This window comes from Calothrix sp. PCC 6303, from assembly GCF_000317435.1.
Taxonomy (GTDB): domain Bacteria; phylum Cyanobacteriota; class Cyanobacteriia; order Cyanobacteriales; family Nostocaceae; genus PCC-6303.
This window is the reverse complement of record NC_019751.1, coordinates 5,620,944-5,634,406: the sequence shown is the minus strand read 5'-3', so window position 1 is coordinate 5,634,406 and position 13,463 is coordinate 5,620,944. Positions and strand designations below refer to the sequence as shown.

Here is a 13,463-nt window from a genome sequence, read left to right as displayed (position 1 = left end):
AACCCAGCCCCAATAAAGCCCCAATAAAGTCCTATGCAAGAACGTAAACCTCGCCAAATCGCCCGTGAATTGGCTCTATTATGCCTGAGTCAATTACCAACAAATCCCAAAAAACTCAGCGAAGATCAACTACCAAAACTAGTTTTGGCAGCAGTTCGCACCCTTCGCTCTGAAGTCCAAGATACACTGGACAATGCCGCAGGGGAATTACAACGTAGTAACGATCGGATTTTGACTAGTCAAACCCGTGCTGCGGATTTGGATATTGCTCGAACAATGATGAAAGAAGCTGTAACTTATACCCAAACAGCAATTAATAAATTGGGTGCAGCAGTGGAATTTCCTGAACTAATTCAGCTGGCAAATCAAGATAAAGATGTTGGCAGATACGCTATCAGAATTGTTCAGACAGTCAGCGAAAATCGTGTTGCTGTAGATGCAAAGATATCTGCCGCTTTGGTTGACTGGCAGGTTAATCGTTTGGCTCAAATCGATCGAGATATTTTACGTATTGCTGTCACAGAGATGAGTTTCTTGGGACTTGAACCCAGTATGGCAATTAATGAAGCTGTGGAATTAGCCAAGCGCTATAGCGAAGAAGATGGTTATCGCTTTATTAATGGTGTTTTACGACGAGTCACTGAACAGAAACAAACAGTTTAGAGAATTTATACCAATTGCATCGGGAAGCAATATACGGTTTATTTACTAAAGCAAACCCGGTACCAGCCTCCTCTTTTAAGGGGAAAAGTTTTTGGTGGGAGTTCAAGCTTCTTCCAAAAACCCGCCTACTGCCTACTCCCCTCATTGATCATCCCCTTTTTGGTGACACCCAGCAGTTGGTTGGTAACTGTTAATTGGGATATGTTCAAATAAATGAATAACTACTAATATTTTTATCTACAATGGCTTTTAATTGGTTTCGCCGTCAATCTAATGATTCTTCCCAAACACCTCCATCTTCTGCGGATACTCCTCCTGTAGAAGAGGTAAAAACAGATGCTGATACTACACCAGATACGGGATTGGATTTGCTAGCATTTGCCAAAGCAGCTTACAAGAATATTCAAGACAATATTCAAGAAAATATGCATCCGCAAGCAGATGTGGAAGCTGCTACAGAACCGGCTGTTAGTAATGAGGTGGAAGAAAAAATACCGTCAGACACAAACATTGAGATTGCCCTAAATCTTCAACAGGAAGCAGTTTCAGAGATAGTTGCAGAGGAGATTGCCACCCCACCTGATAATGGTGATTCGATCGCTGATACTGCCACACCAGTTACCGAAGCAATCACAGAATCTTCTAATTCTGAAAATTTGTCATTTATAGAGCGAGCTGCTGCTGAAAAACAAGCAAGGCAAGAACGATTACTTGCTAATGCCATCGAAGTTACAGAACCAACACAGGAAGGTGATGTAATATCTAGCACATCAGAAGTAGGCGAGAAAATTCCTGATGTTGCCTTTGATGATGGCTTTGTGTGGTCAGCGGAGATACTGGCAGCACAAGGACGACGAGCGGAAGATGTCACAATTGAGGAAATTACCTGGTTGAGGAAACTCCGCCAAGGCTTAGATAAAACCCGCCGTAGTATTATTAACCAGCTGAAGGCAATAGTTGGTCAAGGACCCCTCAACCAAGCGGCGGTGGTGGAAATTGAGTCCTTACTACTTCAAGCAGATGTGGGAGTAGAAGCCACAGATTTTGTAATCGAAGCATTACAGAAAAGACTACGAGAAGAAACCCTTCCTCCCGATGTAGCGATCGCATATCTCAAACAAATCCTACGGGATATGCTGGAAGCACCCATCCATAAATCTAGCAAAACCAGTTTCGGACCAGAAAAAGACAGCCTCAATATTTGGTTAATGACTGGGGTTAATGGTGCTGGGAAAACCACAACAGTTGGTAAACTCGCTCACCTATCCCAAAAATCCGGCTATAAAACCCTGATTGGTGCCGCCGACACCTTCCGCGCTGCTGCTGTTGAGCAAGTAAAAGTCTGGGGTAGCCGTAGCGGTGTCGAAGTTATATCTAATCCCGGCAAAAATACTGACCCGGCTGCCGTAGTTTTTGATGCTATAGTAGCCGCAAATGCCCGTAATACTGAACTACTGATCATCGATACTGCCGGACGATTACAAAACAAAAAGAATTTGATGGAGGAACTCAGTAAAGTCCGTCGCATCATCGATAAAAAAGCCCCAAACGCCAAAGTAGAATCACTGTTGGTTTTAGACGCAACCCTAGGTCAAAATGGTTTGCGACAAGCTGAAGTTTTTTCCGAAGCCGCACAACTTAGCGGTGTAGTACTGACAAAGCTTGACGGAACTGCTAAAGGTGGTGTTGCCCTTGCTGTTGTTAAACAACTGGGTTTACCAATTCGCTTTATTGGTGCTGGGGAAGGAATCGAAGATTTACGTCCTTTTTCCAGTTATGAATTTGTCGAAGCCCTACTTAGCGACTAAACACCAGGGTTTGAATGAGTAAAATATACTCATCTGATTCTCTGTTAAAGATAGTTTATAAAGTAAACCCAATATTTGTCGGCAATGTTAAAGCAATGCTTAACATGCCGTAGCTAATATCTACTTTATAAATAGGCTCTTAGGAATGCGGATTAAATCAACAGCATTCCTTAGGGTGTGTAAGCGGAGCGCAATGCACCATTTCATATTCGAGTAAGCTTGAATGTTATCAAATTCCCGTTCCTTAGATGAGGTGTTAATCAACGTATAAGGCAGGAGGCAAGTTTTTGGAAGCAGATTGAGAGCATCTACTTTTGGCAAATAGCCCATCAGGCTAGAAACCTGGGGCTAACAACCTTCGTGGGTTTCGCTCCTATAAGGACACCCTTCTAGGGTATTTCTTCCAAAACGGAATGTTCCCAGAAGCTTTTTCCGTAAAAATAGGAGAATTGTAACAGGTTGGCTTTGGTTAAACTCCCTGAATTAAAGACTTTTGCCACCTGATAAATACTTTTCGCCAGTCATTTAGTTATTTCATCAACTGGTTTATTCTTAAGCTATTGAATTTTATTAAGATAATTTTTACTCATTCGTTCATTTACATGCTAACTTATGCAGTGGGATAGATAAACTTATTTTACGACTAACTAAATCTCGTCCATCATCAAAACTTGAGCTTTGTCATTGCAAAGTCAGCAAGCAATCTCACAATCTTGATTGCAAACTACAATTGTCAAAATAGATAAAGTTTAGGTTAGAAATAACATACGATTTTTACTAAATTATTTCCAGTAAAATTTATTTTTATATCCTCTGACCCCCTATACCTGTTACCCCCTAGGCAATTTGGTTAGACGCTGAGGACTAAATTGATATACACTGAGTGTTTTTTATATCTAAAAATAGATTATTGAATATTATGTTATGAAAGAATGATAAATTTGATGAGCTAAAATTACATCGATCGTCATTTGTAAAGCATATATAGAATAAAATATTTTGGTTTTCTGTTTATAAATTAATAGGAAAATTAGCGCAAAAAATGAAATACTCGTAAAATTTTCATCCTACGTCTTTATACCCTTGCTAAAATAGCGAACCTTGCCACAATATAATGTAGCAATCTCAAAGTAGAATATTTCACAAATCCGTAGAAATCTGCCTATCTTAATATCAAGCGAAATCATACCTGTGACTGTGCCTCAATCACCTTCTCAACCTACAGATAATACTAACGCCGCAACAGATGTCACCCCAGTTGTGGCGTTAAAGGAACTCGTGGCAAGGCTGCATCGAGAACAGAATAAAATTCAAGACTTACTCAGTTCGTTGGGTTTTGCCCTTCGCAGTTTCAATAATCTCAATCAATTCCTGGAATTAATTCCATTAATGGCAGCAAGAGTTACCGATGCCGATGGTAGCGCTTTATTTCTCTACAAGCCAAATGGGCAAGTGCGACTGGAACAACTGCATTGGCAAGATAGTCGTCAACGAAAAAATATCCGTAAAGCTTTAGAAACTGCAACAAGTCAGATTACCTTAGCACCAAATAGTACGCCTGTAGTCAATTCTACTACAAATGTACTAGATGACCACATGCATCGTTTCCTAGGACCAGACATGCAGGTTTTTGGAACTGCAATTCTACTCAAGCATACCGAACGGGGATGGTTATATGTATTGAGTCGTGATCCTGATTATTCTTGGACAGAAACCCGTCAAAAATTAGTCCGCTTAGTGGCAGATCAAACCGCTGTGGCGATTGACAATGACGAGTTGGCTGTAGAGTTAAGGAAAAAAGAGCGTCTAGATCAAGAATTGGAAATTGCCGCAGAAATCCAAAGACGACTATTACCGCGTCAATGTCCCACAATTGCAGGTGTCAATCTTGCTGCACGTTGTAAACCTGCTAATCGGGTTGGTGGTGACTATTATGATTTTATCCATACCAGTCAGAATCAAATTCAGCCTCATCACCAAATAACCGTCGATGACGGACGTTGGGGTTTTGTGATTGGTGATGTGATGGGGAAAGGTGTTCCCGCTGGCTTGATTATGACAATGATGAGGGGGATGCTACGGGGAGAAGTTTTACATGGTCATCCACCAGGGGTCATTTTACAAAATTTGAACCGGGTAATGTATTCGGATTTGGAAAACTCCAATCGGTTTGTTACATTATTCTACTCAGAGTTCGATCCGCGATCGCGTACTCTATCTTATAGCAATGCAGCACACAATCCCCCTTTATGGTGGCACGCAGCAACTAAAACCATTACCCGTTTAGATGCCTATGGGATGTTGATTGGTTTGGATGCTAACAGTCAATATGAAGATGGGCAAGTAGTACTGGAAGCTGGAGATGTAGTCATATATTATACTGATGGCTTGACTGATGCAGCCTCAGCTAGTGGCGATAGATTTGACGAAGAGAACCTGATGTTCTCCCTAACTACAGCTTGTCGCTTGTGTAAAAACCCGCAAGAAATCCTCGATTATATGTTCGATAGAGTTAATGATTTCGTCGGTACTGAAAAGCAAAATGCTGATGATATGACATTGGTGGTTTTAAAAGTCGATTAAATCAGTGAACAGTTATCAGTTAGAGTTGAGTTTCTAATTTAGTCTAATCGCTGTTCACTGTTTACTGATTCTAAAACACGACTGTCCAGCCTTCTCGCGCTGTATCATCCTTGGTGTACGCAACACCATCAATTTTTAATCCTTGGTTATCGAGGAGAGTGATAGTTCCTCCTTCGTTAGCCAAATTTAGATTTTCATCTAAGGTGACTTTGAAAGCATCACCGGGATTAATTGATCCACTAATTGGGAATTTGCGCTTGGTTTGGTTTGTTAATGACCAGCCACTTAAATCTATGATGTCAGCAGATGAATTAATTAAAGTTATTGTTTCCTGTTTATCTTCCCCAACAGGATTAACCATTGCCGCAACAATTCTGACTCCTGCACTAATTGTCGCTATTTCAGTCTGAATGCGATCGCCTGTAGAATCATCGGTATGGAATGCTTGAGATTGGAATGCCAAAAAGATTCCCACCCATTGCTGACGAGATGGATAGTGAATTAGTAACCCTCCATCCTGCCAAGTTCCGTTATCTTTGGCAAACCTGCCAGCATTTCCCTGATTCATATGGATATCATGAATCCCATTACCAGGGACAAACCCAAAATACTTATCTTTGATTTTATCTTCTGGTCCCCATTTTTCCCCAAAAGCATATATCGCCGTATCTTGGCTGGTGAGCGCCCTTTCAATATACAATCCAATCAACTCATTGAGATCATTATCTGGTCCTGGGACATTATGGGGTAGTGGTTTCATCTTCTTAGTATCAAAGAAGTTTCCCCGAATAAAATCTAACGCTAAACCATTAGGTTGACGTTCAATATGGTTAAAACCGTTGTCCAACTCAACCAAACCTTTGATAATTGGGTGATCAAAATTGTCATCGACAAAATATAACAACTCCGAAGGACTTTCTTTGGATTTGACGTTAATGGCAATCCGGTATTGAATTTTTCCATCACTCACAAGTACTTGATAGTGGGGGGTTTGACCCTCACCTAACTTGCGATCTACAACTTTACATTTGAGAACACCGTAATTTTTTAAAGGCATTGATTACTCCTAGACACACAAGTAAAAATAAATACAATTACCCAAGTGATAAACAATCTACTATTCCTAGTAATTACCGCTAGAAAATTTGGCTGTTTATCTGGCTTTTTGGTGACAAAGTAATTAATCTATAGTTAAACTGCTCTTTTGAGAGCTTTTATACTTAGTTAAGCTTGGCTAGCCAAAATGCAACACAGTCGCTTGTTATACTAGCAGACTGTTTCATATTTAACCTTGCTCATCGTAAAATAATTTTCCTAATTTACTCTTTCTGGATCAAAAAACTCAAATTACCCGATACAAGGGAATTATGGCTTTCAGTTTCCGACTGTGCCCCTTGGTGAGAAAATAGAAACGATAAATAAATAATACAAATTGCATGTTGCTCCCAGCCCAAAGGAATCAAAAACAAATGTGGAAAAAAATCGGATTGATTTTGCTGTTAGTTCTGAGTTTTGGCTTGAGTAATATAAATGCTGCAAATGCCGCTGGACTCAATGATTTCGTAGATACTACTGATGGCTATCAGTTCTCATATCCTAACGGCTGGGTACAAGTCAAAGTCAGTAATGGTCCTGATGTTGTGTTTCACGACATTATTGAACCATCGGAAAATATTTCTGTTGTAATTAGTCCGGTTCCAGGTGGTAAAAGCTTGGTAGAACTTGGTACTCCTGGTGAAGTCGGATATAAACTAGGTAAAAATGCTCTGGCACCTGAAGGTTCTGGTCGTCAAGCTGAGTTAGTAAATGCCGGACAAAGAGAGGTTGAAGGGAAGCAATATTACAAATTGGAATACTTGATTACACTTCCTAATCAGCAGAAACGCCATAATTTGGCTATTGTTTCCGTAAGTCGTGGTAAATTATTTACCTTCAATGCTTCAGTTACTGACAAACGCTGGTCAAAGGTCAAGCGTCAGATGGAAAATTCCGTGAATTCGTTCCAAGTTTATTAGATAATTTGGGTTCACCTCGACTTCCCCGCTGCACTAACTAGGTTAATTAACTAAGGATTAGCAATTAAAGAATATACATATCTTGTGGAATGGACAGCGTTCAATGGTTCCTGAGCCTGTCGGAACGAAGTGTACCGGAGGTAAGGACTGAGCGCTCACGCCGAAGTCTTGCCCGTTAATCTAATTTGCACAGCCAGGATACCTGTTCCACAAAATAAAAACTTACATTTTATTTAATACGCATTCCTAAGTGAACTAGTTAGATAGCCAGATGAACCATCTGGGTGAACTCTGTTAACTTTTCCCAACCTCAAGCAGTTGATTTGCATTTGATAAACTAAGTATGGGTATTTCGCAATTTGTCCTTGCATCAGCATCTCCTGCACGGAAGCGTTTATTACAAACGATTGGCATTGATCCAATCGTAGCTCCCAGTGATTTTGATGAATCACTGGTTCAATCCCGTGATCCGGTATTATTGGTACAAGTATTGGCTCAACGTAAAGCTGAAAGAATTACACCAAAATTTGAGTCTGCTTTGGTGATGGGCTGTGATTCAGTTTTAGCTGTGAATGGTCAAATTCATGGTAAACCAGCAAATCACGCGGAAGCGATCGCACGTTGGCAGGAAATGCGTGGTACCGTTGGTGATTTACTCACAGGTCATGTTTTGTTTGACACTGCAAAGAAGCGGATGCTAGTCAAGTGTCAAGTCACAAAAGTTCACTTTGCAAATCCAAGTGATGAAGAAATTAGGAAATATGTAGCAACTGGTGAACCCCTAGGTTGTGCGGGTGCTTTTGCCCTAGAAGGTAAAGGTAGCGTCTTTGTTGAAAAAATAGACGGATGTCACAGTAACGTAATTGGTCTGAGTTTACCTTTGTTACGCCTGATGTTACTGGAATTTGGATATCAGGTAAGTGACTTTTGGTAGGTTTTCACTTCGACTTCGCTCAGTGAACAAGTTTAGCTGACTAAGCGAAGTCGAAGTCAGGATTTAATTACTTCCCACCATAGAAAAAAGCGATTTCCTTCTCTTTGAGGGGTGCAAAATTAGCATCCTCCAGCATTTTGTCGAGTTCAGCTTGGGGAATATGTTTAGCACCGATGCGGACAATACGCGATCGCATAGTATTAGAAACGCCACTGCGTTGACGATCAGCTTCCAATGCCATGACATTACTGTAGAGGTCTAATTTTGCCTGGGGGATTGGTGTCCCATCAAAATCTATGCCAGATGCGATCGCTTGATCAATTGCATCTGCACCCTTGGTTGAATTTACTTGATCTGTCATGACGGTTTAATATATTCGCTTATCAAGTGAATTTTATCACCTTGAACGGGCTAGTTATTCTTGAATTTATTTAGTATCTCCTATACTTTTCAATTCAGAGTCACCGAAAATTGCTGCTTGATGGCGATAATATTTGAATTCCATCAAGTTGTAAAATGGATCTTCTAAAAAAAAGGTACGATGCTCTAACGCACTACCCACAAAGCGATCTTTAACTTCTTCACGAAATAATAGTTCTTGTTTTTGTGCCCGTTGTAATAACTTTAGCCAGTCATCTTCGCTTGTAAAAATTAATCCAAAGTGCCTAGGGTATATACCACGTTGCGGAGTCAAGACTTCTTTGGTGATGTGTGCCACTAATTGATGCCCATAAAGATCCAAAATTAGAGCATGGGGATTTTCACGACCAGGAATACAGCCTAATCCATCAACATAATAAGTTTTAGCATCGTTAATGCTGGTAATGGGAAAAGCAAGATGAAATATAGTTGGGTTCATTTCACAGAATCAAATCAAACAGCAATATAAGTCTGGGATTTGTGGATAAATACACCCAAGGCAAAACCGAGTGCAGCAAGAAACGATACAAGCAAAAATATTTTTCCCTCTCGTAGACCTACTGTTTGCAAGTCAATTCGCATCAAAATAGTTGCGGCAACCACAAGTAGAGTATCCAGGAAAACACGGAACCAAGCAGTCATTAAAAATATGATGAACGCACCTACAACTGCGATCGCAAAGGATCTGGTATTTGATTTAAATATAAATTTAGAGTATCTAGCGATCGCACTCCAAGAATGAGTCAATAAAGCCACTAAAAAGAGGATAGCCGTAGCAATCAGTACCCAAGCGTATGCCGCAAACTGGAATTGGGATACTGTCCAACCTAAGCTACCGTAAGTTAGTACAATTAGTAACAAAGAAAGCCAGGGAAGTCCTTTGGTGGTAGACATTTGGTAATATTTCCCACAAGTGAGGGTTTGGAGGCAATAAAAAAGTTTTGGGTCAATAAAACAACTATAGTCCAAGTGGCGGTAAGCTCAACAACAGCGATCAATTTCTTCTCAAAAGCAATGGACTCACCTCAAAATTAGAAAATTAACCAGTGAAATTGTAAAAAATATTCTTAAACATTTGTAAACTGATAAGCAAGTAGGCAGGATTTATATGTCGGTAAAGGGATTATTATGAGACAACTTGAGATCATTGAGCGCGTATGTCTGACAGGTCATATTTTGGCAAAGGTATTTGGGTTAGTAGGGATTCTACTGGTGATACCCAATGCCAACACAATCATGAATTTTGTAGATATTGGAGAATCAGCCATTCGCATCAGCATGTCTGAAGGTGGCGTTGTTGATATTATTTTAGGGACAATCGCTGTCTCAATATATGCATATAGAATCTTAGGTATCAAAACCTGGCTAGGATTTATGTTACCAGCAGTATTCATCTCAGTAGGAAGTGAATTGTTGGGAACCAGCACGGGTTTTCCTTTTGGCGATTATACTTATCTCAACGGCTTGGGGTATAAAATCGCTGGTTTAGTGCCATTTACGATTCCCTTATCTTGGTTTTACGTCGGATTATCAGCTTACCTAATTGTCCGTGCAGGTATTGGGGTGACATCAAAATCAAGTATATGGCGGCAAGTTAGCGCGATCGCATTAGGCGCAATGCTCTTTACCTGCTGGGATTTTGCCCTAGAACCAGCCATGAGTCAATCCTCACTGCCATTTTGGTATTGGCAAGAACCAGGAGCATTTTTTGGCACACCTTACCGTAATTATCTCGGTTGGTTTGGTACTAGCGGTCTGTTTATGACAATTGCGGCTCTTTTTTGGCGAAATACATCTATTGAAATGAACCGCCAAAAACTCAATCTTCCTATGGCTATATATATAGCTAATTTTGCCTTCGCAGCCGGACTTAGCCTAGGTGAAGGATTTGCCATACCAGTTTTAATCGGTTTTGTTTTCGGAGTCATTCCGGTAACTCTATTGTGGTGGAAGGCAGTAAAAACCAATTCATCCTCAGCAATGATTCAGGAACAGACAGATATGGTAATTACACCTGTGGAAGTTACAGTAAAATAGATGCCAATGATCTTAGAGAGTTTTACAGCGCTGCTACTACTAGCAATCCAACTCCCCGCAGTCGCCATCTTACTCTCACGACTGTTAAAAGGACCCCAACGTCAACCACCCATTCAACCACAAAAACCAACCTTAGACATGTTGGGTAGCGTTAGCGTTGTCGTTCCTACCCTAAATGAAGCCGAACGTATTTCCCCCCTATTACAAGGGTTGAGTCGTCAAAGCTATGAACTCCGGGAAGTGTTGGTGGTAGATAGTAACTCAGTTGATGGTACCGCTGATTTAGTCAAAACTGCGCAAATCCAAGATCCTCGGTTTCGGGTAATGACAGATGATCCTTTACCCACAGGTTGGGTTGGTCGTCCTTGGGCATTACACAATGGTTTTATTCACAGTTGTGAAGGTAGTGAGTGGTTTTTGGGTATGGATGCTGATACTCAACCACATCCGGGTTTAGTTGCTAGTTTGGTTAATATCGCCACAACCCAAGGTTATGATTTAATTTCCCTTTCACCCCAGTTTATTCTTAAATATCCCGGTGAATGTTGGTTGCAGCCAGCATTATTAATGACATTGCTGTATCGCTTTGAACCTGCTGGAATTAATGCAGACCAGCCAGAAAGAGTTATGGCAAACGGGCAGTGCTTTCTTTGTCGTCGTTCTGTCTTAGCTGCTGTCAGTGGATATATGAGTGCTAAGAGTTCTTTTTGTGATGATGTCACATTAGCAAGAAATATTGCCGCAGCTGGATTTAAAGTTGGTTTCTTGGATGGTGCGAAAGTTTTAAAAGTTAGGATGTATGAGGGTGCAGTGGAAACTTGGAATGAGTGGGGACGCAGCTTAGATTTAAAAGACGCTGCACCCGCAACTCAAACTTGGGGAGATATCTGGTTTTTGGTTTCAGTACAAGCTTTACCCTTGGTGGTATTATTTATTTTCCTCCCCTGGTTGCCATCAGTTTCCCTAACAGTATCTCTGCTTTTGGGTTTGAACTCATTTTTGCTGCTAATACGCTTTGGAATGCTATTTGCGATCGCATCCTCCTACGACTTCAGTCAAGCTAAGGGTAGTTGGTTATTTTGGCTTTCACCATTAGCAGATCCCTTAGCAGTTTTCCGCATCCTCCTATCAGCACTCAAAAAACCCAAAAAATGGCGTGGGAGAAAGTATTCTTAAACAGTGAACAGTAAGGTGATCAAATCCTTTCCCACTGCTCCCTGCTCTCTTCCCCCCCGCTCCCCTACTCCTTACTCCTCTTCACTTTCCACCTGATCACCCCGTTCCAGTTCCCAGAGAATTTGGTTTCCTTCTCGGCGCACCCGCGATACAATCCAATTACGCCAACGCCATTGATCACCACGACTAGTAACAGCACTAGCATGAACATCCATTAAATCAGCAAGCTCAGAACTAGTAATTAAAAAACCTTTTTCCGCAACTTCGTCAGCAATGCGAAGGGTTTCAACCAAATTACGGAGTAGCACCACCCGCGTTTCATGGGGTACATTTTCATGTGTATGTGTTGCAGGTGCAAGAGATGGCTCCATCATTGTCATATCATGCTCAACAGTATTCACTGCTGTGGATTTTGGGTTATTTGTTGTCAAGTTTGCTGTAACCTCAGGCTCTTTGGCTACAGTTATTTCACTCATATTGTCTAAGGGGACATGAGTTGGGGGAGATGATTCTTGTTTAAGTTGTGGCTTTTTCCCCGTTGCAAAAGCTCGTGCGATCACATCACACCTTTCGTTGCCAATGTTACCTGCATGACCCCGTACATGTTGCCATTTAACTTTACGATTATTCAGTTCGTCCAGAACTTCCAATAAATCTTGGTTTTGTACAGGTTTACCATCAGCTTTTTTCCAGTCTTTTTTCTTCCAACTTTTCACCCATTTGGTGACACAGTTAATTAGATACTCACTATCTGTGTATAAGGTAATTGGTTCCGATTGTCCAGACTGTTGAAAATACTGCAACGCAGCAATTGCCGCTTGCATTTCCATCCGGTTGTTGGTAGTTTGGCGACAGCCGTCACCTATTTCGTAAACTGAACCGTCATTCAAATAAACGACAACACCCCAACCACCCGGACCCGGATTTCCGGTACATGCCCCATCTGTGTATATACTTTCAATTGTGCGTGCAGACATAGTTGTTAGGTGAGTTGTCTATCATTAGGTGCAAATTACTTTTGGTAATCATGGAAGTAAATCATAAACCATTTAATGTGTATTTTCAGCATTTCATTTACTACTTGACCCGATGAACACCTTGTTTGTCGTTGCAAGCGGAAGGCATTGGGAGGAAGCAATCGCGGAGTTTTTGTGATTATTTCGCTATCGCACCATCTAAAACCACGGTGCAAAGAAATATAGATTACTTAACCACAGCTTAAACTATGCTCGTGGGGGAATATATATGGTCTCGAAAAAAAAGCCTAATTGCTTTCACAACTAGGCTTTCTTTACTCTATGACGTTGCAGATGCAATGACTATATAGTTTAGTTTTGCTCTATATTTACCTTGACTACCTTATTCTTTTCTTCAACAGTCTTAGGCAATGTTAAATTCAAAATACCGTCTTTATATTCAGCCTTGACAGCAGTATTTTGAACCTTTGTTTTGAGAGGAATCACACGCTGGAATTTACCATAATAGAATTCCGAACGGGTATCAGATTTAGCTTCAGATTGGCGTTCTGCAAATACTTTAACTGCATTTTCTGTGACTTCAATATCGATGTCTTTGGCTTCAATACCGGGTAATTCCAGTTTTAGATTAATTGCATCTTCGGTTTCGTGCAGTTCTACTGCTGGGGTTCTAAATACTGGTGTTTGCAAGTCTTCAAACAAAGATTCGAGTTGACGTTGCATTGCAGTCATATCAGCCCAAGGATTATAACGTACCAACATACTCATCTTGCTCCAGTAAAGTATATATTTAGATTAAACGCGGCATTTATTCCTGCCTTAGTTATTATATTAATGACATTTTAAATAA

General features: G+C 40.7%; 13 protein-coding genes. 7 read left to right on the top strand and 6 right to left on the bottom strand.

Features of this window, described 5'->3' with window-relative positions:
* Positions 1-33 precede the first annotated feature (33 nt).
* The 3 genes from nusB to CAL6303_RS22775 all read left to right on the top strand — a co-directional run bounded on the left by nusB (position 34) and on the right by CAL6303_RS22775 (position 5,054).
* Positions 34-663 (top strand): transcription antitermination factor NusB, encoded by a 630-nt coding sequence (gene nusB, locus CAL6303_RS22785; protein ID WP_015200190.1) that lies wholly within the window; start codon positions 34-36, stop codon positions 661-663.
* 242 nt (positions 664-905) lie between these two features.
* Positions 906-2,471: a signal recognition particle-docking protein FtsY gene (gene ftsY / locus CAL6303_RS22780; RefSeq protein ID WP_015200189.1), complete on the top strand. Its 1,566-nt coding sequence runs from the start codon at positions 906-908 to the stop codon at positions 2,469-2,471.
* Positions 2,472-3,662: 1,191 nt separating this feature from the next.
* Positions 3,663-5,054, top strand: a complete 1,392-nt coding sequence (locus CAL6303_RS22775) for a PP2C family protein-serine/threonine phosphatase (RefSeq protein WP_015200188.1) — start codon at positions 3,663-3,665, stop codon at positions 5,052-5,054.
* Positions 5,055-5,124: 70 nt separating this feature from the next.
* Here the strand turns inward: CAL6303_RS22775 and CAL6303_RS22770 are convergent, their stop codons facing one another.
* Positions 5,125-6,111 (bottom strand): DUF2278 family protein, encoded by a 987-nt coding sequence (locus tag CAL6303_RS22770; RefSeq protein WP_015200187.1) that lies wholly within the window; start codon positions 6,109-6,111, stop codon positions 5,125-5,127.
* A gap of 412 nt (positions 6,112-6,523) precedes the next feature.
* On the opposite strand from CAL6303_RS22770, the gene psbP reads away from it, so the two are divergent.
* Together psbP and CAL6303_RS22760 are read left to right on the top strand one after the other, a co-directional pair.
* Positions 6,524-7,069, top strand: a complete 546-nt coding sequence (psbP, locus tag CAL6303_RS22765) for a photosystem II reaction center PsbP (RefSeq protein ID WP_041740865.1) — start codon at positions 6,524-6,526, stop codon at positions 7,067-7,069.
* A gap of 343 nt (positions 7,070-7,412) precedes the next feature.
* Positions 7,413-8,003 carry a nucleoside triphosphate pyrophosphatase gene (locus CAL6303_RS22760; protein ID WP_015200185.1) on the top strand — a complete coding sequence of 197 codons (591 nt, stop codon included), beginning with the start codon at positions 7,413-7,415 and terminating at the stop codon, positions 8,001-8,003.
* A 67-nt stretch (positions 8,004-8,070) separates the two neighbouring features.
* Here the strand turns inward: CAL6303_RS22760 and CAL6303_RS22755 are convergent, their stop codons facing one another.
* The 3 genes from CAL6303_RS22755 to CAL6303_RS22745 form a co-directional block, all read right to left on the bottom strand.
* On the bottom strand, positions 8,071-8,364 hold the full coding sequence (locus tag CAL6303_RS22755; protein WP_015200184.1) for a DUF4090 family protein: 294 nt from the start codon (positions 8,362-8,364) through the stop codon (positions 8,071-8,073).
* A 66-nt stretch (positions 8,365-8,430) separates the two neighbouring features.
* Positions 8,431-8,862 carry a VOC family protein gene (locus CAL6303_RS22750; RefSeq protein ID WP_015200183.1) on the bottom strand — a complete coding sequence of 144 codons (432 nt, stop codon included), beginning with the start codon at positions 8,860-8,862 and terminating at the stop codon, positions 8,431-8,433.
* Between the two features lie 14 nt (positions 8,863-8,876).
* The gene (locus tag CAL6303_RS22745; RefSeq protein WP_015200182.1) at positions 8,877-9,317 is read right to left on the bottom strand and encodes a hypothetical protein; all 441 of its coding nucleotides are present in this window, start codon (positions 9,315-9,317) and stop codon (positions 8,877-8,879) included.
* 234 nt (positions 9,318-9,551) lie between these two features.
* On the opposite strand from CAL6303_RS22745, the gene cruF reads away from it, so the two are divergent.
* Both cruF and cruG read left to right on the top strand, forming a co-directional pair.
* Positions 9,552-10,460 (top strand): gamma-carotene 1'-hydroxylase CruF, encoded by a 909-nt coding sequence (gene cruF, locus CAL6303_RS22740; protein WP_015200181.1) that lies wholly within the window; start codon positions 9,552-9,554, stop codon positions 10,458-10,460.
* 6 nt (positions 10,461-10,466) lie between these two features.
* On the top strand, positions 10,467-11,636 hold the full coding sequence (gene cruG, locus CAL6303_RS22735; RefSeq protein WP_015200180.1) for a 2'-O-glycosyltransferase CruG: 1,170 nt from the start codon (positions 10,467-10,469) through the stop codon (positions 11,634-11,636).
* 71 nt (positions 11,637-11,707) lie between these two features.
* On the opposite strand, the gene rnhA is transcribed toward cruG, so the two are convergent.
* On the bottom strand, positions 11,708-12,613 hold the full coding sequence (gene rnhA / locus CAL6303_RS22730) for a ribonuclease HI (protein WP_015200179.1): 906 nt from the start codon (positions 12,611-12,613) through the stop codon (positions 11,708-11,710).
* Between the two features lie 351 nt (positions 12,614-12,964).
* A complete protein-coding gene (locus CAL6303_RS22725; protein WP_015200178.1) occupies positions 12,965-13,375 on the bottom strand; it encodes an Hsp20/alpha crystallin family protein in 411 nt (136 codons plus the stop codon).
* Positions 13,376-13,463: the final 88 nt, after the last annotated feature.

Coding starts and splice junctions, on each gene's coding strand:
- nusB (WP_015200190.1), top strand. CDS start 34: ATGCAAGAACGTAAACCTCGCCAAATCGCCCGTGAATTGGCTCTATTA.
- ftsY (WP_015200189.1), top strand. CDS start 906: ATGGCTTTTAATTGGTTTCGCCGTCAATCTAATGATTCTTCCCAAACA.
- CAL6303_RS22770 (WP_015200187.1), bottom strand. CDS start 6,111: ATGCCTTTAAAAAATTACGGTGTTCTCAAATGTAAAGTTGTAGATCGC.
- psbP (WP_041740865.1), top strand. CDS start 6,524: ATGTGGAAAAAAATCGGATTGATTTTGCTGTTAGTTCTGAGTTTTGGC.
- CAL6303_RS22760 (WP_015200185.1), top strand. CDS start 7,413: ATGGGTATTTCGCAATTTGTCCTTGCATCAGCATCTCCTGCACGGAAG.
- CAL6303_RS22755 (WP_015200184.1), bottom strand. CDS start 8,364: ATGACAGATCAAGTAAATTCAACCAAGGGTGCAGATGCAATTGATCAA.
- CAL6303_RS22750 (WP_015200183.1), bottom strand. CDS start 8,862: ATGAACCCAACTATATTTCATCTTGCTTTTCCCATTACCAGCATTAAC.
- CAL6303_RS22745 (WP_015200182.1), bottom strand. CDS start 9,317: ATGTCTACCACCAAAGGACTTCCCTGGCTTTCTTTGTTACTAATTGTA.
- cruF (WP_015200181.1), top strand. CDS start 9,552: ATGAGACAACTTGAGATCATTGAGCGCGTATGTCTGACAGGTCATATT.
- cruG (WP_015200180.1), top strand. CDS start 10,467: ATGATCTTAGAGAGTTTTACAGCGCTGCTACTACTAGCAATCCAACTC.
- rnhA (WP_015200179.1), bottom strand. CDS start 12,613: ATGTCTGCACGCACAATTGAAAGTATATACACAGATGGGGCATGTACC.
- CAL6303_RS22725 (WP_015200178.1), bottom strand. CDS start 13,375: ATGTTGGTACGTTATAATCCTTGGGCTGATATGACTGCAATGCAACGT.